The 22,212-nt window shown below is 36.9% G+C and carries 20 protein-coding genes; 4 read left to right on the top strand and 16 right to left on the bottom strand.

Going from position 1 to position 22,212, the window contains the following annotated elements:
- Positions 1-55: 55 nt before the first annotated feature.
- The 3 genes from phoR to RCJ96_RS01595 form a co-directional block, all read right to left on the bottom strand.
- Positions 56-1,819, bottom strand: coding sequence for a sensory box histidine kinase PhoR (gene phoR, locus RCJ96_RS01605; protein ID WP_074610057.1), 1,764 nt, complete (start codon positions 1,817-1,819; stop codon positions 56-58).
- Entirely contained in the window at positions 1,812-2,531 is a 720-nt protein-coding gene (gene phoP / locus RCJ96_RS01600; protein ID WP_001065225.1) for a two-component system response regulator PhoP, read from the bottom strand. The genes phoR and phoP overlap by 8 nt, the downstream gene beginning before the upstream one ends.
- 148 nt (positions 2,532-2,679) lie before the next feature.
- Positions 2,680-2,916 carry a hypothetical protein gene (locus tag RCJ96_RS01595; RefSeq protein WP_000871418.1) on the bottom strand — a complete coding sequence of 79 codons (237 nt, stop codon included), beginning with the start codon at positions 2,914-2,916 and terminating at the stop codon, positions 2,680-2,682.
- An 86-nt stretch (positions 2,917-3,002) separates the two neighbouring features.
- Between RCJ96_RS01595 and RCJ96_RS01590 the strand changes: the two genes are divergently transcribed.
- Positions 3,003-3,134, top strand: a complete 132-nt coding sequence (locus tag RCJ96_RS01590) for a hypothetical protein (protein WP_001993614.1) — start codon at positions 3,003-3,005, stop codon at positions 3,132-3,134.
- A gap of 56 nt (positions 3,135-3,190) precedes the next feature.
- Here the strand turns inward: RCJ96_RS01590 and RCJ96_RS01585 are convergent, their stop codons facing one another.
- The 5 genes from RCJ96_RS01585 to RCJ96_RS01565 all read right to left on the bottom strand — a co-directional run bounded on the left by RCJ96_RS01585 (position 3,191) and on the right by RCJ96_RS01565 (position 8,289).
- A complete protein-coding gene (locus tag RCJ96_RS01585) occupies positions 3,191-3,664 on the bottom strand; it encodes a MaoC/PaaZ C-terminal domain-containing protein (protein WP_316148881.1) in 474 nt (157 codons plus the stop codon).
- A gap of 216 nt (positions 3,665-3,880) precedes the next feature.
- On the bottom strand, positions 3,881-4,819 hold the full coding sequence (mdh, locus tag RCJ96_RS01580) for a malate dehydrogenase (RefSeq protein WP_000153232.1): 939 nt from the start codon (positions 4,817-4,819) through the stop codon (positions 3,881-3,883).
- 19 nt (positions 4,820-4,838) lie between these two features.
- Entirely contained in the window at positions 4,839-6,131 is a 1,293-nt protein-coding gene (gene icd, locus RCJ96_RS01575) for an NADP-dependent isocitrate dehydrogenase (protein WP_000206898.1), read from the bottom strand.
- A gap of 160 nt (positions 6,132-6,291) precedes the next feature.
- A complete protein-coding gene (citZ, locus tag RCJ96_RS01570) occupies positions 6,292-7,440 on the bottom strand; it encodes a citrate synthase (RefSeq protein ID WP_000503660.1) in 1,149 nt (382 codons plus the stop codon).
- 387 nt (positions 7,441-7,827) lie between these two features.
- Positions 7,828-8,289 carry a DUF441 domain-containing protein gene (locus tag RCJ96_RS01565; protein ID WP_000625507.1) on the bottom strand — a complete coding sequence of 154 codons (462 nt, stop codon included), beginning with the start codon at positions 8,287-8,289 and terminating at the stop codon, positions 7,828-7,830.
- A 419-nt stretch (positions 8,290-8,708) separates the two neighbouring features.
- On the opposite strand from RCJ96_RS01565, the gene ytvI reads away from it, so the two are divergent.
- A complete protein-coding gene (ytvI, locus tag RCJ96_RS01560) occupies positions 8,709-9,827 on the top strand; it encodes a sporulation integral membrane protein YtvI (protein ID WP_001081394.1) in 1,119 nt (372 codons plus the stop codon).
- A gap of 588 nt (positions 9,828-10,415) precedes the next feature.
- On the opposite strand, the gene RCJ96_RS01555 is transcribed toward ytvI, so the two are convergent.
- The 8 genes from RCJ96_RS01555 to dnaE all read right to left on the bottom strand — a co-directional run bounded on the left by RCJ96_RS01555 (position 10,416) and on the right by dnaE (position 21,247).
- Positions 10,416-10,805, bottom strand: coding sequence for an FxsA family protein (locus RCJ96_RS01555; RefSeq protein ID WP_316148882.1), 390 nt, complete (start codon positions 10,803-10,805; stop codon positions 10,416-10,418).
- Positions 10,806-11,003: 198 nt separating this feature from the next.
- Positions 11,004-12,761 carry a pyruvate kinase gene (pyk, locus tag RCJ96_RS01550; protein ID WP_001232661.1) on the bottom strand — a complete coding sequence of 586 codons (1,758 nt, stop codon included), beginning with the start codon at positions 12,759-12,761 and terminating at the stop codon, positions 11,004-11,006.
- Positions 12,762-12,814: 53 nt separating this feature from the next.
- Positions 12,815-13,774, bottom strand: a complete 960-nt coding sequence (pfkA, locus tag RCJ96_RS01545; RefSeq protein ID WP_000821163.1) for a 6-phosphofructokinase — start codon at positions 13,772-13,774, stop codon at positions 12,815-12,817.
- 128 nt (positions 13,775-13,902) lie between these two features.
- A complete protein-coding gene (gene accA / locus RCJ96_RS01540; RefSeq protein WP_316148883.1) occupies positions 13,903-14,877 on the bottom strand; it encodes an acetyl-CoA carboxylase carboxyl transferase subunit alpha in 975 nt (324 codons plus the stop codon).
- The gene (accD, locus tag RCJ96_RS01535; RefSeq protein WP_000942861.1) at positions 14,865-15,734 is read right to left on the bottom strand and encodes an acetyl-CoA carboxylase, carboxyltransferase subunit beta; all 870 of its coding nucleotides are present in this window, start codon (positions 15,732-15,734) and stop codon (positions 14,865-14,867) included. The genes accA and accD overlap by 13 nt, the downstream gene beginning before the upstream one ends.
- Before the next feature lie 185 nt (positions 15,735-15,919).
- The gene (locus RCJ96_RS01530) at positions 15,920-16,564 is read right to left on the bottom strand and encodes a FadR/GntR family transcriptional regulator (RefSeq protein ID WP_242304567.1); all 645 of its coding nucleotides are present in this window, start codon (positions 16,562-16,564) and stop codon (positions 15,920-15,922) included.
- Between the two features lie 14 nt (positions 16,565-16,578).
- Entirely contained in the window at positions 16,579-17,787 is a 1,209-nt protein-coding gene (locus RCJ96_RS01525; RefSeq protein WP_001970845.1) for an NAD(P)-dependent malic enzyme, read from the bottom strand.
- Between the two features lie 133 nt (positions 17,788-17,920).
- Complete coding sequence (gene dnaE, locus RCJ96_RS01520; RefSeq protein ID WP_316148884.1) at positions 17,921-21,247, bottom strand: DNA polymerase III subunit alpha; 3,327 nt, start codon at positions 21,245-21,247, stop codon at positions 17,921-17,923.
- A gap of 42 nt (positions 21,248-21,289) precedes the next feature.
- Here dnaE and RCJ96_RS01515 point away from each other — a divergent pair, with 42 nt between their 5' ends.
- The gene (locus RCJ96_RS01515; protein ID WP_001998397.1) at positions 21,290-21,703 is read left to right on the top strand and encodes a YtrH family sporulation protein; all 414 of its coding nucleotides are present in this window, start codon (positions 21,290-21,292) and stop codon (positions 21,701-21,703) included.
- On the top strand, positions 21,700-22,203 hold the full coding sequence (gene ytrI, locus RCJ96_RS01510) for a sporulation membrane protein YtrI (protein WP_001265735.1): 504 nt from the start codon (positions 21,700-21,702) through the stop codon (positions 22,201-22,203). Before RCJ96_RS01515 ends, ytrI begins: the two co-directional genes overlap by 4 nt.
- Positions 22,204-22,212: the final 9 nt, after the last annotated feature.

Raw genomic sequence — 22,212 nt, 5'->3', positions numbered from 1 at the left:
AGCTTTATTAATATTTAATTAAGCCATTGTTAATATATTGTAAACATCCTTCATCCTATTTTTCAGTTGCTGATTTTGGTAAAACAACTGTAAACGTTGTCCCTTCTCCTACTTCACTATCCACTGTAATCGTACCGTGATGGGCCTCGACTAAATGCTTTACGATTGATAACCCAAGACCTGTACCACCAGTATTTCTACTTCTCGCTTTATCAACTCGGTAAAAGCGTTCGAAAATACGCGGAATTTCATCTTTACTAATACCAATTCCAGTATCCGACACTTTTATATAAGCATTATATTTATCTTCTGCTAATTCTACAGAAACAACGCCTCCAGCCGGTGTATATACGATTGCGTTATTCATTAAATTAATAAAGATTTGCTGCAAGCGACTTGGATCTCCAATGACAGAGACACGTTTTAATGCATTTACTTGTAAAGAGATTTCTTTTTCTCCCGCTTTATTATCAAGTACCATATGAATATCTTCAAGAAGTCCCTTCATATCAACGGTACCCATATTCAATTTAAATCCTTGTTGCTCAATCTTTGATAAATCTAATAAATCTTCAATTAATCCTTGCATACGTTCACTTTCTTTTAAAATAATATGCAAGAAATGCTCGCAGAATTTTTTATTATCCATAGCACCGTCTAAAAGTGTTTCTGAAAAACCTTTAATAGAAGTAATCGGCGTTTTTAGTTCATGAGAAACATTCGCTAAAAAGTCTTTTCTCATTTGTTCTAACTTTTTCAGCTCAGTAATGTCATGGAATACAAGGACAATCCCTTTCCATTCATGGTTCGTCCCGATAATCGGTGCTCCATATACCTCGAAATGCTTTCGCTCAATTCCAAGTGGCAATAACATTTGTTTGCGCACTTTCACTTCTGTCATAAAGATTTCTTCCACAAGCTCTATAATTTCCGGATGATGAAACGACTCATAATATAAACGATCTAAATATTCTTCATCTGTGACGTGGAAAGTTTCCTTATACGAACGGTTTACAAGGTTGATATAACCGCGGCTATCAATTAAAATCATTCCGCTTCCCATATTTTCAATTAACGTATGCAGACGATCTTGTTGCATTTCTTGCTCAAGTGTCATCTCTTGTAAATTACGAGCTAAAATATTAATCGCTTTACTTAACATTCCCGTTTCATCCGAATGACTTTCATAAGCGCGTGCTTTATAATTACCCTTCGCTAATTCGATGGCAACTTTCGTAACGGACTCAATCGGCCTAATATATTGCCCTGTAATTTTCATACCTAAAAATACGACTACAAGACACGCAATAACAAATCCGATAATTAATAATCCCCACGTTTTTTGATGAACGTCTTTCAAAGGCTCGATTGTGCTCTTCACCAAAATGTATCCTTGTTTCCCTGCTACATCTTGCACGAACACCGCATGGTAAAATTCATTATTTTGATCTGTTTCTTTCGTAATGACTTTATTTCTTTGTTTCGTTGTTTCAGAGGAAAGTTCTTTTATTGTCCCTTGGCTAAAAGCAGACGGTTCTCCCCCGCTATATTGAACTTTCTTTTTCTCATCTACAAAAGCAATAGAAGCCTGAATTTTTTCTTCTAGCTTTTTAAATATATATGGATTTTTTAAAACATCATCAAAACCTTGTTCTTCTGCTAATACCGCAACATACTCTGTCTCTTTTACCATTCTCTCTTTCGCATGATCTATATAATAGTTTTCAAACACGGTTTCCAGCAATAAACCGAGTCCGACTAAAATAAAAACAATAAGAGAAACAAATGTAAAAAGAAGCCTGGAACGAAATTTATTCATCCCCTTTTGGCTCCTCTAATTTATATCCTAAACCACGTATCGTTTTAATGTACGTCGGTTTTTTCGTATTTTGTTCAATTTTATCGCGCAAATGGCTAATATGAACGTCAACAATTCGTGTATCACCAGCGAAATCATAATTCCATACAGCACTTAATAATTGATCACGCGTTAATACGCGACTTTTATTTTTCGCAAGATAAACAAGTAGTTCAAATTCTTTTGGTGTTAATTCAAGCTTTCTTCCTTGGAAATAAGCCTCATAAAACTCCGGTAAAATTTTAAGTTCAGCAATTGTAATGCTCTCTTCATCTGACGATTCTGTAACTTGCTCTTCTTGTTGTAATTTCGTACGGCGTAAAATTGCCTTCACACGCGCCACAACTTCCCTTGGGCTAAATGGCTTCGTCATATAATCATCCGCCCCAAGTTCAAGACCTAGCACCTTATCAAACTCATCATCTTTTGCTGTTAACATTAAAATTGGCGTCATAACGCGCTGCAATCGTAATTCTTTACACACTTCCATACCATCCATTTTTGGAAGCATTAAATCTAATATAATTAAATCTGGGCGTTCTGTTGTCGCTTTTTGAAGCGCCATTTCTCCATCCATCGCTGTTATCACTTCAAACCCAGCTTGTTGTAAATTAAATTCAATTAAAGTTAAGATAAATTCCTCATCATCAACTACTAAAATACGATTGTTCATTCTTTTCCTCCAAGTTATAGACTTGAAACCTTCTTCATCCTAGTATTTTCCCCGTTATTCTCATCATACTAGAAAACAAGGTCCCTCTCAATATAATTGTCTATTCATGGATTCAGATTGTGCCATTGTTATTACTCATTCACTTCCATTAACGTGTTGTTATCCATACTTTATACACATCTATATTTTCATTCCATTCTACTTCCGTATGAATATTGAATTCTCGATTTTGCGCTAGAAAAAAAGAAAGAGCATACGCTATTTTATAATCTAGCGTTTCATATCCATCAAATAGTCTTCCATGCATTTCATTCGCAACCCCGTCCGCCCATACTTCAGCTTCTCTTATCGTTTCAAAGATAACGTCTTCTCTCTTCCACTTCATCTTAAAAAACCCCTTTAATTGACTTTAATTATTAATTTATATATTATTAATTTTAATATATAAATAAACGCAATAAAGGAGCTATTATGCGAATATTACTACCTATTTTAACTTTAGTAGTAACATGTTTCCTTACTTTTAACGTACCGAGCTGGGATACGATTAAAACGGGGTGTTCAGATTTTGCTGAAGGGTTCAAAGAGGGATTCTTCAACTAAAAATAGCGCTAGCCCCCTTATGAAAGGTATGCTAGCGCTATTCACATTTTCATGTTTTAAAAATTATCTAATGCTTTTTCCATAATAGAGACTGATTTGTAAGGTGGCGTTACTGTTAATGAGCCTTTCACAACAGTATCCCCTTTTTCATCATGAGCAAATACAAGCATATCAATTGTATGTTCCTCCTCAGAAACAGCCACAACTTCAAAGTGGATTTGTAACGTTTCATAATGGTGAACATGCTTCACGAACGTAAGGTCCTTTCTCGTAATATGACTACCTGGACCTGGTAAATATTTCGTAACTGCCGTTGTAATCATTCCAGTTAGCATAATGCTTGGTACAATCGGCTTTTCATACGGAGTTTGGGATGCGTAATCATGCTGAATATATAATGGATTGGCATCATTCGTTAACCCTAAGTACAATAACAAATCTTTATCCTCAATTTTTTCAGTGATAGATAATTTCTCTCCTACTGTAATTTCATCCATTTTACGACCAATTTGAACTTTTTTCTTTAACATGTTACAACCCCCTCCGATTTTTTCACCTTATTATCCTACTAAAAGCGATACTTGATCCGACATTTACTATGATGAGGGCAATGTATAGTATAAATCTACAGTTTCATTATAGGATATTACAAATGATAGCGTTTTCATGTTATTTCAAAAAAACATTTGTATAAATAGTAGAAAAAGATTCGGGGCCCCGAATCTTTTTCTACTTATATTTAATGATTAAACAAGAACCTTCATAACATTACGTACAGATTCTACAGAGCGATCTAACGCTTCTTTTTCATCTGCAAGAAGTTCTAATTCAATAATTTTTTCAATTCCGTTACCACCTAGAATTACTGGTACCCCTAAGTAAAGGTCACTATAACCGTATTCACCTTCAAGGTACGCAATAGCCGGTAATACACGGCGTTGATCTTTTAAGATTGCTTCTGTCATTTCAACTAAAGAAGCAGCTGGTGCATAATATGCACTACCGTTTCCTAATAAGCCTACAATCTCGCCGCCACCTTTACGGGTACGTTCTACGATTGCTTCTAAACGCTCTTTCGGAATTAACGTTTCTAACGGAATGCCACCTGCATATGAATAACGTACAAGAGGTACCATATCGTCACCGTGTCCACCAAGAACAAATCCTGTAATGTCTTTCACAGAAAGATTTAATTCTTGTGCGATGAATGTACGGAAACGAGCTGTATCTAATACGCCCGATTGACCGATAACACGCTCTTTCGGGAATCCAGCTTCTTTAAATACAGAATATGTCATTGCATCAACTGGATTTGTTAACACAACAATAATTGCATTTGGTGAATGTTTTGCAATGTCGCGCGTAATACTTTTCATAATTTTGGAGTTTGTTGCTACTAAATCATCACGGCTCATACCAGGCTTACGCGCAATACCTGCTGTAATCACAACAACGTCAGAATCAGCAGTATCTGCGTAATCAGATGTTCCAATAATGTTAGCATCAAAACCTTGTACTGGGCTCGCTTCTAACATATCTAACGCTTTCCCTTTTGTTGGATTTTCCAGCTGTGGAATGTCCACTAATACAACATCTGCAAGTTCTTTTTGTGCTAATAAGAATGCTGTTGTTGCTCCTGTAAATCCTGCACCGATGACTGAAACTTTCTTGCGTTTGATTGTCATAATTTACCCCCCACTTTAATTATGCGTTTTTGATTATCGCTACATCCATGTTTTTAATAAGTTCATTAGCGAACTCAGAACATTTCACTTCTGTTGCACCTTCCATTAAGCGTGCGAAATCATAAGTTACTACTTTTGAAGCAATTGTCTTCTCAACTGAAGCAGTTACTAATTTCGCAGCTTCGTTCCATCCTAAGTGTTCTAATAATAATACACCAGAAAGAAGAACTGAAGATGGGTTTACTTTATCTAAACCTGCATATTTTGGAGCTGTACCGTGCGTAGCTTCAAAGATAGCATGTCCAGTTACATAGTTAATGTTTGCACCAGGTGCAATACCAATTCCACCTACTTGTGCAGCAAGTGCATCAGAGATGTAGTCACCGTTTAAGTTCATTGTTGCAACAACATCGAACTCACGTGGACGAGTTAAAATTTGTTGTAAGAAGATGTCTGCAATAGAATCTTTTACGATGATTTTTCCAGCCACTTCAGCGTCTGCCATCGCTTTATTCGCTGCATCTTTACCATCTTTCTCAACGATACGATCATATTCAGCCCAAGTAAATACTTTGTCGCCGAATTCTTGTTCCGCTACTTCGTAACCCCAGTTTTTGAAAGCACCTTCTGTAAATTTCATAATGTTTCCTTTATGAACTAATGTAACAGAAGAGCGTTTTTCGTTAATTGCATATTGAATTGCAGCACGAACAAGACGCTTTGTCCCTTCTTCTGAGATTGGTTTAATACCAATACCAGATGTTTCTGGGAAGCGGATTTTATTAACACCCATTGCTTCTTTTAAGAAAGCAAGAACTTTTTCTGCTTCTGGAGATCCTTGCGCATATTCAATTCCAGCATAAATGTCTTCTGTATTTTCACGGAAAATAACCATATCAGTATCTTCCGGACGTTTTACAGGTGAAGGAACACCTTCAAAATAACGAACTGGACGTAGACATACATATAAATCTAATTCTTGACGAAGTGCTACGTTTAGAGAACGAATACCACCGCCAACTGGAGTTGTAAGTGGACCTTTAATCGCGATTAAATATTCACGAATTAAATTTAAAGTTTCTTCTGGTAACCACTCGCCTGTTTGGTTGAATGCTTTTTCCCCTGCAAGCACTTCTTTCCAAACGATTTTCTTCTCACCATCATAAGCTTTTTCAACTGCTGCTTCTAGTACACGAGATGCAGCTGCCCAAATATCAGGACCAATTCCATCTCCTTCGATAAATGGAATAATCGGATTGTTTGGTACATTCATAACACCATTAGTTACAGTAATTTTTTCACCTGTCGTCAATGTGATAACCCCCATGTTTGAAATTTCATATGTATGAAACTGAGGGAATAACCCCTCAGTTCAAACCGTTAGTCAAATTAAAATATTCTAATCATTACATCTTTCCGAAAAAATCAGACTTTTGAAAGCGTATTTTCACTATCAAAATAGTGTTATTCGCTTATCGTTGTGCAATTGGAACATACACTTGATGTGTTGGTCCATTATAATCAGCACGCGGACGGATTAAACGGTTATTTTCATATTGTTCTAGAATATGAGCTAACCAGCCTGACATACGGCTAATTGCAAAAATAGGTGTAAATAAGTCATGGTCAATTCCTAAACAATGGTATACAGAAGCTGAATAGAAATCAACATTTGGTGGAAGACCTTTTTCTTTTGTTACAATGTCTTCAATTTTGATAGACATATTATACCATTTCTCTTCTCCTAAAAGCACGCATAATCTCTTAGACATTTCGCGTAAATGTTTTGCACGCGGATCACCCTGCTCATATACACGGTGGCCAAAGCCCATGATTTTCACTTTATTTTGAAGAGCATTATGAATATATGATTCTACATTTTCTTCTTCGCCAATTTCAGTTAACATCTTCATTACATTTTCATTTGCCCCACCGTGAAGAGGACCTTTTAACGCACCGATTGCTGCTGTAATGCCAGAATATACATCTGAAAGTGTAGCTACACAAACGCGTGCAGTAAATGTAGAAGCGTTTAACTCATGATCTGCGTGAAGTACAAGCGCCTTATCAAAAGCTTCAATTTCAACTTCATTTGGCTCGCGATCATTTAACATGTACAAGAAGTTTGCAGCTAATGATAAATCATTTCTAGGCTCAACAACATCTAAACCTTTACGGATTCTTGCATAAGCAGCAACTAAAGTACCCACTTGAGCCTGTAATTTAACCGCTTTCAAATAATTGGACTTTTCATCCATAATTTCAGCGCTCTCATCGTATAATGATAGCATGGAAATTGCAGTTCGTAAAACAGACATCGGATGTGCGATTTTTAAATCTACTTGTTTCAAATATGCTAAAATCTCACCTGGAACTTTATAGTATTCCGATACAATCTCATTAAATTTCGCTAGTTCTTGCTCGTTAGGAAGCTTGCGATGCCATAATAAGTACACTACTTCTTCAAATGTAGCATTCTCAGCTAAATCATCAATATTATACCCAACATAAGTTAATGTATCATCAATAATAGAGCTCACAGATGATGTTGTTGCTACTACCCCTTCTAAACCTCGAATAACAGTCATGACATTCTCTCCTTTTCCTGAAAATTCTCCCAACCTTGCTCCTTATATCTATTTGCTCCCCTTTTGAATTATGAACGCCCGTTCACTCTTTAGGCAAGCAAAATGCACGATCATGCAAATTTGTTGCGATGTTCCCCTCTTATTGTCCATTGTCTACATGGAAAGCATGAGCGTGAATGTCTCCCCGAATCCTCACGCTCAAAACAACAAGTTAGTGAGGAAAATGAATTCCGAAGAGTTTTATGATAAAAACAACATAAAACAATATCATTATAAAATTGTTTTATGTTGTTTTTATTTTATCTGGTGTAAAGTCTCTGCTGTTATGTAACTTTTCAAAGTTTCTAATCCTATTATAAACAATTATCTGACTTTTGTGAACAGAAAGAATTCAAAAATTTTATATTACTATAAAATTCCTTATTTAAACATCTGTATAATACTCATTACTGCATAGGCAATTCCAGCCCCAATTAATGGACCTACAGCGACCCCATTAAATAAAGCAACTGCTATAATTGTCCCGAAAACGAGCGCAGTTGTAATATGAGGATCTGTCGTTAATAATTGTACGCCACCTTTTGCTAACAAAGCAACTGCTACCCCTGAAGCTAAAGCAATCCATGCATAATACGATTTCGCTGCTTCTCCAAGTTGCTTAAACCCTATTTCCCCCGTCGCAATCGGTACGAGTACTGCTATTGTAATAACCGTAACACCGAGGTTAATCCCTTTCGTTTGTAGATAAGGAAAGACTTTATCCCCTAGAAATGTAAATTTTAATAGAAATAACACACCAATAGCTACAGTAAGCGATTGGTTTTTCGCAATAAGTCCTATAATAAGTAGTATGAATAAAAATAACGTTGACTGACTAATCATGTTTGCACTTCCTTTCTGAAAATAATGAACTCATTTCCAAACAAAAATACCTTTAAACCTATCGTTATACATGCTATATCGATGCCTATTCAACATGAATCACTTCATTTTTTTACGCATTTTAAAATGCCAAACTGAGACTTTCACCATCCAAATGTAAGCATGTATACATTTTAAAAAACGGGCGTCTCTCCTTTCTTTTCTAATTAGAAACAGGTAAAATAAAAAGAAGAGAAAATGAAGTTTTTACCATATAGTAGAAGCATCAACACCAAGCTTTCACAGTCACTCACGTACCGAAAAAGCAGGAAAATCCATCATTCCACTATAACATAAAGTGAAACTTTAATCAGTGGGGCACACTCGTTATAAGTTGAACGAATTAGGATAATCCAAATTGGAATGGGAGGTATACATCTTTGAATCGAAACTTACTATATATGATATTGCGACTCGTATTTGTCATTATAGCGACGGTAGCCGGGTTCTATGCATTACTATATATGTCAGGGCTTATCTATCCTTTTATTATCGCTTTCGCATTTGCTTATTTAATTAATCCTGTCGTCAATTTCCTGAATCAAAAACTACAATTTCCTCGCGCACTCGCAGTACTCGTTAGCTTAATTCTCGTATTTGGAGCTATCGTCGGACTCGTTACATATCTTGTAACAGAAGCAATATCTGCCACAACATACTTACTACAACTTGTTACAGTAAAATTTCCGGATATCGTTGCATTCGCTCAGCAGTTTGCACTTAATCATATTATGCCTCTCTACGATGATTTAATCTCTAAATTTAATCATCTTGGGGAACCGCAGCGCTATACGATTACACAAAACATTCAAAACTTAGGAACCGAAGCAACGACGCAAATGAAAGAACTTTTAACCGCTATTATAAGCGGGTTAACAAATTTTATTAGTGCACTACCAACTACTTTAACTGTACTTGTATTCGTTTTATTAGCCACTTTCTTCATTAGTTACGATTGGCATCGTCTTGCTCAGAAAGTAAGAAAGTTTTTGCCCAACCGTGTTCATGGCTATGGAAAAACTATTTTTGTGGATTTAAGAAAAGCTTTATTCGGTTTTGTTAAAGCACAACTTACACTCGTATCTATGACAACTGTTATTGTACTAATCGGACTTTTAATATTACGCGTACCATACGCCATTACTATCGCGATTATTACAGGGGTTGTAGATTTACTCCCGTATTTAGGAACAGGAGCTGTCTTCGTTCCTTGGGTTATATACGTATTTTTCACTGGCGACACTGCTTTCGCCATCGGTCTTCTCATTTTATACATCGTCGTGATTGTCCAAAGGCAAATTATGGAGCCAAAGGTACTTTCATCTAATATCGGCCTTGATCCATTAGCAACACTGATTGCTCTATTTGTCGGCTTTAAGCTCTTTGGCTTCTTAGGATTAATCATCGGTCCAGTCACCTTAGTACTACTTAATACATTACACAAAGCTCGTGTATTCCATGATTTGTGGAAATATATTAAAGGCTCACCTTCAAAATAATAGTTTCTAATTCATACACAACAAAAAACTTACATATAATCAGTGGAAATTCCCCACTGATTATTCCTTGTACTTATTTTTCATACTCATTACACACAACAAGAGAATTACCCTAAAAACAGGATAATTCTCTTGTTTTTCGCATAAAAAACGCATATTTCGTGGTATTTTTACATATTTATTCTAATAAATTTATATTTATTACTTACATTTATTACTTTTTATGTAAATGAATAAATATACAAATCGGCATAGAATGAGACTTAAACTGACCATTTTCCTATTCTTATTTAACTTTTTTCATTCCAATTCATTCTTTTTTACATACAAAAACAATCTTAAGTTCAGATTCCCACTTTAAACACACTGATTCAGAGCTAATAACTCCCCAAATCACATATCCAATCGAAAAAATACACAACAAATACAACAAAGTAAAACTTTAATCTACAAGGGTCCTATCCCCATCGATTATCAACCGTCACATTCGCCGCATATTAAAACACATCTTTCATTAACTGAACTTTAACCACCCTCTCATCCTTTTACAGACAAAAAAACAGTGCTTAGATCGCTATAATCTAAGCACTATTTCTGCACAATAATAGTTGAGTTTTTTCTAAACTTCCATTCCATCCACTTCATAACAAACGGCTTCAATAAAGCCCTCGTCATAGGGACAACAAAGATGAAACCTATTATATCCGTTACATATCCAGGAAGCACTAAAAGAATACCCCCTACAAAGATAAAAATACCATCTAAAACCGCTGCTCCTGGCATTTCTCCTCTATTCAACTTATATTGAATCTCTCCAAGTACTTTAAACCCTTGTCTTTTCGCCAAATACACACCTACAACGCCTGTAAATACGATCATAGCGAACGTAGACCACAAACCTATTACATGACTCGATCCAATTAAGACTGTAATCTCAATAGCCGGTATTAATATAAACAAGAATAGTAACCACTTCATAGTTCTACACTCCTTTCATATCCTATCACTTTAAACACTCTCACAACGTCCATATACACCATATAAAAGCTAAACGCACTTTCCCATCAAACTTCATAATAAACAGCTTTTAAAAGCAATTTCAGACGTTTTAAGCTAGTTTTACCTCATTTTTGTGTAAAAAAAAGAGAAGGACTCCGATCCTTCTCTCCGTATTACTTATAGCACTTCCGCATGTCCATTATAAACAATTCCGCGTGCCGCATCAACTGTTACTTCTTGGCCATTTTTTAAAGTTGCTGTTACGCCGTTTACACCAACGATAACAGGAATACCGATTGATACACCTACAACAGCCGCATGGCTTGTTAGGCCGCCTTCTTCTACAACTAGAGCAGCAGCTTTTTCGATTGCAGGAATCATATCTTTATCAGTGCTTGTTGTAACAAGGATATCACCTTCGTTTACGTTCGCTACAGCTTCAGCAGCTGTTTTCGCTACAACTACTTTACCTTTTGCAGCTTTACGACCGATTCCTTGTCCTTTAGCAACTTCTTCACCAACAACGTGGATTTTCATTAAGTTTGTTGTACCAGTTTCAGCAACTGGAACACCAGCAGTGATTACTACAGTGTCTCCAAGTCCGATTAGACCTGCATCCATACCTGTTTGAATCGCTGTATCTAACATTTCGTCAGTAGAAGCTGCACGCTTCTCAGCCATAAATGCTTGTACACCCCAAACAAGTGCAAGACGACGTCCTACTTGCTCGTCAGATGTTACAGCTACGATTGGAGATTTAGGACGGTATTTAGAGATCATTTTCGCAGTATATCCACTTTCTGTTGGAGCTACAATTGCAGCTACATCAAGAGCAAGTGCTGTATGCGCAACAGATTGGCTAATTGCATCTGTAATTGTTGGAGTGAACTCTTTAATACGTTTTTTGAACATATCTTCATATTGTAATGATTTTTCAACACGTACTGCAATGTTAGCCATCATTGTTACTGCTTCTACTGGGTATTGTCCAGCAGCTGTTTCACCTGAAAGCATGATTGCATCTGTACCATCAAAGATTGCGTTAGCTACGTCACTTGCTTCCGCACGAGTTGGACGTGGGTTACGTTGCATAGAATCTAACATTTGTGTTGCAGTAATAACTGGTTTACCTAACACGTTACATTTTTTGATTAGACGTTTTTGTACTAATGGTACTTCTTCTGGTGGAATTTCTACACCCATATCACCACGAGCTACCATTAAACCGTCAGAAACTTCTAAGATTGAATCGATGTTGTCGATACCCTCTTGGTTTTCGATTTTTGGTACGATTTGGATGTACTGAGCGTTATGCTCTTCTAGTAATTCACGGATTTCTAATACGTCAGCTGCTTTACGCACGAATGAAGCTGCGATGAAATCAACTTTTTGCTCGATACCGAAGATGATATCTTTTACGTCTTTTTCAGTGATACCAGGAAGCTTAATGCTTACGTTTGGTACGTTAACACCTTTTTTATTTTTTACAGTTCCGCTGTTAAGAACTTTTGTACGGATGTTTCCGTCAGCTTTTTCGATTACTTCTAGCTCGATAAGACCGTCATCGATTAGAATGCGAGAACCTGGGTTTACATCGTCATAAAGACCAGCATAAGATACAGAGAACTTCTCTGCAGTACCTAATACTTGCTCAGTAGAAATAACTACTTCTGCACCTGTTACAAGCTCAGCTTGTCCGTCTACGAAGTCGTGAGTACGGATTTCTGGACCTTTTGTATCAAGTAAGATACCAACTGTTTTACCAGTTTTCTTTGAAGCTTCACGAATGTTTTTAATACGAGCGCCGTGTTCTTCATGGCTACCATGAGAGAAGTTTAAACGAGCAACGTTCATACCTGCTTCGATTAATTGCTCTAATTTTTCAATACTTTCACTAGCAGGACCTATAGTACATACAATTTTAGTTTTACGCATATTGCACCTCCGAAAATTATGAAACCGTTCCCAAATATCCGACATTACGCCGATTAGATGGATAATTCTTTAGATAATTGATACATATCTTTATCGATTGTATGCTTTTGAGCTAACGCTTCGATAATATCATGATCAACAAGTTTGTTATCTTGAATACCTACACAACGTCCACCTTTACCAGCAATTAATAATTCAACTGCTCTTGCACCAAGACGGCTTGCTAATACACGGTCTTGTGCACTTGGTGATCCACCACGTTGTACGTGACCTAATACAGTTACGCGAGTATCAAAGTTTGTTGCTTCTTCAATGTGCTTACCGATGTCAATTGCACTTCCAACACCTTCAGCTACAACGATAATACTGTGTTTTTTACCACGTTCACTACCGCGCTTCAGACGAGCGATAACATCTTCCATGTCATACTCTTCTTCTGGAATTAAGATTGTTTCCGCACCATCAGCTAAACCAGCCCATAATGCGATATCACCAGCGTGACGTCCCATTACTTCGATAACATATGTACGTTCATGAGATGTAGCTGTGTCACGAATTTTATCAATTGCATCAATAACAGTGTTTAAAGCTGTATCGAAACCAATTGTGAAGTCTGTTCCAGGGATATCATTGTCAATTGTACCTGGTACACCAACACATGGGAATCCTTGTTCAGTTAATTTTTTAGCGCCTTGGTAAGAACCATCTCCACCAATAACAACAAGTCCTTCGATACCGTGTTTCTTTAATTGCTCGATACCTTTTAGTCGTACTTCTGGGTCTTTAAACTCAGGACATCTTGCTGTATATAATTTCGTACCACCGCGGTGGATAATATCGCCAACAGAACCTAGTTCTAATTTTTCAATGTGACCAGAAATTAATCCAGCGTATCCATGGTAAATACCATATACTTCAATATCATGGAAAATCGCTTTACGAACAACTGCACGAATGGCAGCATTCATACCAGGTGAATCTCCACCACTTGTTAATACACCAATACGTTTCATTTGTACTCACCTCATAAAGATTATTTGCCTTATAATAAAATAACACGAAAAAATATAAAAATACAATGGAGAAGATGTGTCTTTTCATAATAAAAACGTGCATTCGCGAAGTGGAACGCACGCTTTTCTTATTTTATCCAAATGGAAGCGTTTGAAAACGAAACTTGCCCAATTTTCATATATTTTTCATAACGTTTTTCGATTAATTCATCTTTCGAAATTCCGTTTAATTGTTCAAAAGTTTTCCCTAGCATTAAATCTATATTTTCTGACTGTTTCAAAATATTACGGTGTGATCCACCCTTTGTCTCTGGAATAATTTCGTCAATTACACCTAATTCTTTCAAATCTGCTGCTGTAATTCTCATCGCCTCTGCAGCTTCCTTTGCTTTTCCTGCATCTTTCCAAAGAATTGCCGCTGCACCCTCTGGCGTAATAACAGAATAAGTGGAATTTTCTAGCATATGAATGTAATCTCCTACTCCAAGACCTAGTGCACCACCACTACCACCTTCGCCAATAACGATACAAATAACAGGCACCGTTAAGCCTGCCATTTCAAATAAATTGCGGGCGATTGCTTCACTTTGACCACGTTCTTCAGCAGCTTTACCAGGATAAGCTCCTTTCGTATCAATAAAACAAATAATTGGACGATTGAACTTTTCCGCCTGCTTCATTAAACGCAATGCTTTTCGATATCCTTCTGGGTGAGGCATCCCAAAATTACGGCGAATATTTTCTTTCGTATCTTTTCCGCGTTGATGCCCGATTACAGTTACAGGCATCCCTTTATACTTCGCAATGCCGCCGACAATCGCTGCATCATCGCCAAATAGACGATCTCCATGACATTCAAAAAAATCAGTAAATAAGTGCTCAATATAATCGAGCGTTGTCGGTCGTTCTGCATGACGAGCAATTTGAACACGGTCCCATACTTTCATATTGCCGTATATATCTTCCTCTAAATTTTCTAGCTTGTCTTCCAAAATACGAATCTCCTCACTGAAGTCCATCTGGCTGTTTTTCGTATAGTCTTTCAGTTCACGAATCTTATTTCTTAGCTCAACAACTGGTTTCTCAAATTCTAGCTCTGCCATACAGCCATTTCCCCTCCTTGATGAACTTCTAAAATCTTACGAAGCGATTCTCTCATATCATCACGATGTACCACCGCATCTAATTGACCATGTTCTAGTAAGAATTCTGCCGTTTGGAAATCTTCCGGTAGTTTCTCACGCACCGTTTGTTCAATTACACGTCTACCAGCAAATCCGATCAGCGCCCCTGGTTCTGCAAGATTATAATCACCAAGTGAAGCGAAACTCGCTGAAACCCCGCCCGTCGTTGGGTGAGTCATAACAGAAATAAATAATCCTCCTGCATTACTATGCTTTTTCAAAGCTACGCTTGTTTTTGCCATTTGCATTAAACTTAATATCCCTTCTTGCATACGGGCACCACCCGAAGCAGTAAAGATAATAAATGGAACTTGTAAGTCGTACGCCTTTTCAACCGCACGGGCAATTTTTTCTCCTACAACAGAGCCCATGCTCCCCATTCGAAAACGAGAATCCATTACTGCAACAACAACAAGCATGTCATCAATTGTTCCTTCACCAGTTACAACCGCTTCGTTCAAGTCAGTCTTCTTACGATCGCTCTCTAGTTTCTCTTCATAATCTGGAAACTCGAGTGGATTTAATGAAACCATTTCTTTGTCATACTCACGGAATGACCCTTCGTCCAATATACTATCAAGACGTTCCCATGCATTCATAGGATGATGATATCCACAATTCACACATACTTTTAAATTTTTTAGAAGCTCTTTCGTATACATGATTTTTTTACATTTCGGACATTTTGTCATAACGCCGTCTGGTACATCTTTTCGTACTTGTTCTGAAGGTATTGCAGCGTACTTTTTCTTTTTCACGAATAAATCTCTTAGCACAATTTGACCCCCTTCGTTGAGAGCTAAGGTTAGCGTAAGAAGAAAATTGGGCTAACACCAAAGTTTGATGTTAGCCTTATCTTCTCAATCTGTCTAATAACCTCACTCTTTACGTTTAACTTTAACCGCTACGCGATAGAATGTTTGTCATAACGTGTCATGGTCATTTCGACAAATTTTATACATTACGAGTAAAACTGTATATTCTCTACTAATTCATCGTAAATTTTTAGTGCATCATTTTCTTGTTTTTCTTCCAAAATAGCGTAAAGCTTTCTATACATATCGATAGAATCTCCTGAAACTTTACAAGAAAGCGTTGATACGTAATCATTTACGATCATCCAAATGCGATATAGTAAATAATTATCGACTTGTTCAATAAGTGTTTTAAAGAACGTTTGGTGAAGCATTGGAACTGAGTTTTCATTTCCTTCAAGCACTTGATGTAATTTACTTAGCACTTTAGAAAACATTTCTTTCGGTAAATTACATACAATTCGAATCATATCTTTCTCAAGCAATCGTTTTGTTTGTAATAAATCACGAATTGTTTTCTCATCTTGCAGCAAGAACGGAGCAATCAATTGTACAAGACCGTTATCGTAAAAGTTTCGAATAAACGTCCCTTCACCACGTCTCGTTTCAATTAATCCTACAAGTTCTAAAGCACGCAACGCTTCTCTTACAGAGGAACGTCCTACGTTTAAACGTGAACTTAACTCACGCTCAGACGGCAAACGATCCCCCGCTACCAATCCATCCTCTTCCATAATGGAACGGATTTTTTTTACAATTTCGAGATATACTTTTGTATTTGATGATGTCAATGGAAATTCCTCGCTTATTCTTTACCAATCAGCGCTAATTGTTTTGTTTTCTCAGCAACTTCATTTGGATCTACTTGACGGCGAGCTACTCCTGTCTCCATTGCAGCTTTTGCAACGTAAGCTGCTACTTGAGGCGCTACACGCGCGTCAAACGGTGCTGGAATGATATAGTCTGCATTTAACTCATCTTCTGCTACAAGCTCAGCAATAGCTTGTACAGCTGCCATCTTCATTTCTTCGTTAATTTGTGTCGCATGTACGTCAAGTGCACCGCGGAAAATACCAGGGAACGCTAGTACATTATTTACTTGGTTTGCGAAGTCAGAACGACCCGTTCCAACAACAGCTGCGCCCGCTGCTTTTGCCAATTCTGGCATAATTTCTGGAACTGGATTCGCCATTGCAAAAATAATTGCATCGTCATTCATTGTACGAACCATCTCTTCTGTTAATGCACCTTCTGCAGATACACCGATGAATACGTCCGCACCTTGTACAACATCAGCTAAAGAACCTTCGATACGATTCTTATTTGTATATTTTGCCACTTCATCCTTCACCGGATTCATACCTGTAGGACGACCATCATAGATTGCCCCTTTACGGTCACACATAATAATGTCGCGTACGCCATAGCGATATAAAAGTTTAATAATTGCAATACCTGCTGCACCTGCGCCATTTGCGACAACTTTAATGTCAGACATTTTCTTTCCAACTAGTTTTAGCGCGTTCACAAGACCCGCTACTGTTACGATAGCTGTTCCGTGTTGATCATCATGGAAGATAGGAATATTTGTTTCTTTTTTCAAACGTTCTTCAATAATGAAGCAGTTTGGTGCTGCGATATCCTCTAAGTTAACGCCGCCAAAAGTTGGCTCCATTAATTTTACAGTTTCAACAATTTTATCTACATCGTTTGTATTTAAGGCAATTGGGAATGCATCTACACCAGCAAAGCTCTTGAATAATACAGCTTTACCTTCCATTACTGGAAGAGATGCTTCAGGTCCGATGTTACCAAGACCAAGTACAGCCGTTCCATCTGTCACAACTGCTACCATATTTCCCTTCATTGTATATTCATATACCTTACTTTTATCGTCATAAATTTCTTTACAAGGTTCTGCAACCCCTGGAGAATATGCAAGACTTAAATCTTTTGCATTTTCTACTTTTACTTTTGATACAGTTTCTAATTTTCCTTGATGCACTTTATGCATGTGAAGTGCTTCTTCACGAAGTGTTGACAAACTATCCACTCTCCTCAAATTATTCTTGCTGATATCAATTTCTCCAAGTGGTCTGACCACGAACACTACTACTATAATAATCGAAGTGTAGGGAAATTGTCCATTATATTTTCACAACCACATTTTCTTCCCCGACAATTTCACGAAGTGCTCCTAAACATTCTTCACTTGGGTGAATCGATAAACTTCGAGATAATTGTACCATTTTATGTTCCTTTTCATAATAAATTAGTACTTTCGCAAAACCCGAATAGTCAAACAATATTTTAGTAACCTGATTTAAAATCTTTTTCTCATACTGAGACGGCAATTTCACGTAAACAGACGCATCTTTCTTTTCCTCATACACATCCATTTCTTCTAACGGATATAGTCCATTTACAATCCATTGCAACTTATGATTTCTAAGCTCAATCGTGCCGTCAACTAAAACAATTGCTCCTTCTTGTAACTTATCTGAGAAATGTATATACGTTTCGGGGAAAAGAACTGCTTCCATTTCATCATTTTGATCACAAAATGTAATAAATGCCATCTTTTGCAACTTTTTCGTACGAATCACTCTCACGCTTGTTATGTACACGATAGCTCTTTGTACTTTTTTCTTATGTCGCATCGCCTGAGCGAGAGTTGGAATTTCTAATTCTTTCGCTAACTTCACATACTGCGCTGTCGGATAGCTTGATAAATAAAAACCTAGTACTTCCTTCTCTTTATTTAACTGTTCAATAAAAGAGAGCTCTTCTCCTTGTACGTATTTTGATTTCGGAACAGCATCTCCTAAATCACGTGCAAGATTTGCATACTCTAACGCTCCTTTAAGACTTTTCCATAAATTCGTTCTCGAAACACCAAAATCGTCAAAACACCCAGACCAGACGAACGCCTCTAAATTTCGCTCTGTTACAAACTTTGATGGCATGCGCAGACAAAATTCAAATAAATCTTCAAACATTTTTTTCTCTCGTTCTTCGATTAATGCTGTCACTGTAGCCATTCCGATGTTTCGAATGGAAAGTAAGCTGTACCGTATTGCATTTCCTTCTATTTGGAAATTGTAACCACTTCTCTGAAGAGATGGCGGCAAAACATGAAAACCTTTTCGCTTCGTTTCCCGTATATATTGCACAATCTTATCTTCATTTCCAATTGCACTCGATAATAGTGCCGTCATAAATTCCAGCGTATAATTCGCTTTTAAATAGGCAAGCTGATACCCAATCATACTGTAGGCTACAGCGTGACTTCGGTTAAAACCGTAATTTGCGAATCTTACAATTAAATCGTAAATTTTCTCTGCAGATGTCTCGTCATAACCATTTTGTAAACACCCTTGCACAAAATGCTTACGTTCCTGATCTAAAATATCACGATTTTTTTTACTCACTGCACGGCGTAATAAATCGGCTTCTCCGAGCGAGAAGCCCGCCAACTTCGACGCGATTTGCATAATTTGTTCTTGGTATACAATTACACCGTATGTTTTTTCTAAAATCGGCTTTAAGTCCGGATGTAAATATTCAATTTGTCTTTTTCCGTGTTTTGATTCAATAAAGGTTGGAATTTGTTCCATCGGTCCTGGTCTATATAACGAGTTAACAGCAACAATATCTTCAAATTCATTCGGCTTTAACCCGCGAAGTACATTTCGCATACCACCTGATTCAAGCTGGAATACACCTGTTGTATCCCCTCTACCTAACAATTGGAATGTCTTTTCATCTTGAAGTGGTAAATTTCTTATATCGATTTCTTTTCCTGTTTTTTGCACGATAAACTTTATAATATTTTCAAGTAACGTTAAATTACGTAATCCTAAAAAGTCCATCTTGAGCAACCCAAGTTCTTCTAATGCATCAGCTGGGTATTGCGTAACATACACATCGTTATGCCCTTCTTGAATTGCAACACTTCCGGTTAATGGCTCTTGGCTCATAATAACGCCAGCTGCGTGAATAGACGTATGACGCGGCAAGCCTTCTACACGTTTTGCAATTTCAAACACACGTTCATGCAAAAGGTTTCCTTGTATAAACTCACGGAGTGATTGCGATTCCTCATATGCATCTTTTAACGTTATACCAAGCTTTGATGGGATAAGTTTTGAGAATATGTCGATATCTCGCGGCGGAAGCCCCATTACACGCGCAATATCTCTAATTGCCGCTTTCGCTGCCAGCGTCCCGAACGTTACAATTTGCGCAACACGAAGCTGACCATATTTATCCTTCACATATCGAATCATCTCATCACGTCTTATATCCGGAAAATCAATATCAATATCTGGAAGTGTCACACGCTCTGGGTTTAAAAACCTTTCAAATAATAAATCGTATTCAATCGGATCAATATCTGTAATTTCTAATACGTAAGAAACGAGTGATCCAGCAGCTGATCCACGACCTGGTCCTGTTAAAATATGATTTTCATGCGCGTACTTCATAAAATCCCAGACAATGAGGAAATAATCACTAAATCCCATGCTAGAAATCACGTTTAATTCATGATTCAAACGATTTATATGTACTTCTTTCGGCGTACCATAACGTTTTTGTAATCCTTCTTCACAAACGCGGCGCAAATACATATCATTCGTCTCGTTAGATGGAACAGGGAATTTCGGTAATTGATTTACATGAAACGGTATTTCTACTCTGCAACGTTCTGCAATTTCTACTGTGTTATAAATCGCTTCTTCTACGTGAGAAAATAGGGCTTCCATTTCATCTGATGATTTTAAATAATATTGATCTGTTTTCAGCCTCGGCCTATCTGGATCTGTCATTTTCGTTCCACTTTCAACAGATAATAAACATTCATGAACAAGTGCGTCACTTTGATTGATGTAGCGTACATCGTTCGTCGCTACAACCGGAATATTTATCCTATTCATAAATGCAGGTAATTTTTCTTGCAGAAGCAGTTCATCTTGAATCGCATGATGCTGTAAACTCATATAAAAATTGCCGAACATATTTTTATACATACGAACTACTTCTTCAGCTTGACTCTCTTTGTCTTCTAATAATAATTGTTCGATTTCCCCATCTTTACCTGGTGAAATAGCAATTAATCCTTTCGCATAATGTGCAAGCCATTTCTTAGGAATACCTTCTTTTGACTTTGTCATAATGCTACTAGAGATCTTTAATAAATTTTGATAACCTATTTCATTTTCAGCAAGTAAGACAAGCGGATAAGACTTTTCTTCTTCTTCACTAAAAATAGAAGCTGTTAAGCCGATAATAGGATGTATACCATGTTTCTTACATGCTTTATAAAACGGAATAACGCCATACATAACATTTTCATCCGTAATAGCTAACGATGAATAACCGAGCTCTTTCGCCCTAACTACAAGTTCATCAATTTTACAAGCACTTTTTAATAAACTAAAAACGGTTTGACATTGTAAATGCACAAACTTCACTGTTGTACCCTCTCTTTACCTATTTGACTACTTTTATTATAGGTGAAGAGGAAAGAGGAAATCAAAACATACTTCTTATACTTTGTCCATATATATGAAGAAGAAAGGGGAATGACGATGGATGTAAGAGAACATACTTTTTTCTCTCTGCTTATTATTAGTTATTTTATTGCCTTTGGGGTTATACTTGGTGGTTCATTAATTGGTGGATTTGGTGCATTTCTTATCGGAAAACCAACTCTCACTTACATTAATCAATTCGCCCAAAATTTAAGAATTTGGGCACTCGTTGCAGCGATCGGCGGAACATTTGATACTTTTTATAGTTTTGAAAGAAGTTTCTTTGGCGGGGATATGAAAGATATCGTAAAACAAATTCTCCTTATTTTTTTCGCAACAGGTGGTATGCAAACTGGTCTTATTATTATTAAATGGCTAACGCAGGAGCATGTATGAGAGTACCAAGTGCCAATACAGCAAAAAGATGGTATTTAGTTTTAGCTGGGGCTGCTGTTGGAGGTGTGTTGAGCTGGTTTATTTTTTTGTACATATACGGTGTTTTTCAAGAAGAACAAGCTAGTAAAATAGCAGAACAAAGAGAAATTATAGAAAAACAAGAAGCAAAGCTCCACGTCCTTCTCGAAGATCAAGAAAAATTAAATACTGAAAATAAACGGCTCTTAACCATTCAAGAGATTAAAATAAAACTTATAAATCGAGAAAAATACGATTTAGACAACCTTACAATTGAAAACATGACTACTTCTATCCATAATGACCTCCAGCATCTTTTAACGAAAAACATACAAAGTATCGCAAAAAATAAAGACCTACTCAAAAAGGTAATCGAAAACAAAACGTACAAACATTACGATCGGCTATACCGTTTCAAAGTCGATACGATATCTTTTGATACAGTGCTTGAAATTAGTATTACGATAGAGAAAGAAAAATAAAGAAGGAGG

It is taken from the genome of Bacillus sp. BSL6 (assembly GCF_052928345.1).
This window is presented reverse-complemented; position numbering and strand designations above follow the sequence as displayed.

Bases quoted from the DNA above. Each gene is read 5' to 3' on its own strand.
- pyk (WP_001232661.1), bottom strand. From the start codon at position 12,761: ATGCGTAAAACTAAAATTGTATGTACTATAGGTCCTGCTAGTGAAAGT.
- RCJ96_RS01585 (WP_316148881.1), bottom strand. From the start codon at position 3,664: ATGTTAAAGAAAAAAGTTCAAATTGGTCGTAAAATGGATGAAATTACA.
- mdh (WP_000153232.1), bottom strand. From the start codon at position 4,819: ATGACAATCAAACGCAAGAAAGTTTCAGTCATCGGTGCAGGATTTACA.
- RCJ96_RS01565 (WP_000625507.1), bottom strand. From the start codon at position 8,289: ATGATTAGTCAGTCAACGTTATTTTTATTCATACTACTTATTATAGGA.
- RCJ96_RS01590 (WP_001993614.1), top strand. From the start codon at position 3,003: ATGCGAATATTACTACCTATTTTAACTTTAGTAGTAACATGTTTCCTT.
- accA (WP_316148883.1), bottom strand. From the start codon at position 14,877: ATGGCAGAGCTAGAATTTGAGAAACCAGTTGTTGAGCTAAGAAATAAG.
- RCJ96_RS01525 (WP_001970845.1), bottom strand. From the start codon at position 17,787: ATGCATAAAGTGCATCAAGGAAAATTAGAAACTGTATCAAAAGTAAAA.
- ytrI (WP_001265735.1), top strand. From the start codon at position 21,700: ATGAGAGTACCAAGTGCCAATACAGCAAAAAGATGGTATTTAGTTTTA.
- RCJ96_RS01555 (WP_316148882.1), bottom strand. From the start codon at position 10,805: ATGAAGTGGTTACTATTCTTGTTTATATTAATACCGGCTATTGAGATT.
- pfkA (WP_000821163.1), bottom strand. From the start codon at position 13,774: ATGAAACGTATTGGTGTATTAACAAGTGGTGGAGATTCACCTGGTATG.
- phoR (WP_074610057.1), bottom strand. From the start codon at position 1,819: ATGAATAAATTTCGTTCCAGGCTTCTTTTTACATTTGTTTCTCTTATT.
- phoP (WP_001065225.1), bottom strand. From the start codon at position 2,531: ATGAACAATCGTATTTTAGTAGTTGATGATGAGGAATTTATCTTAACT.
- RCJ96_RS01595 (WP_000871418.1), bottom strand. From the start codon at position 2,916: ATGAAGTGGAAGAGAGAAGACGTTATCTTTGAAACGATAAGAGAAGCT.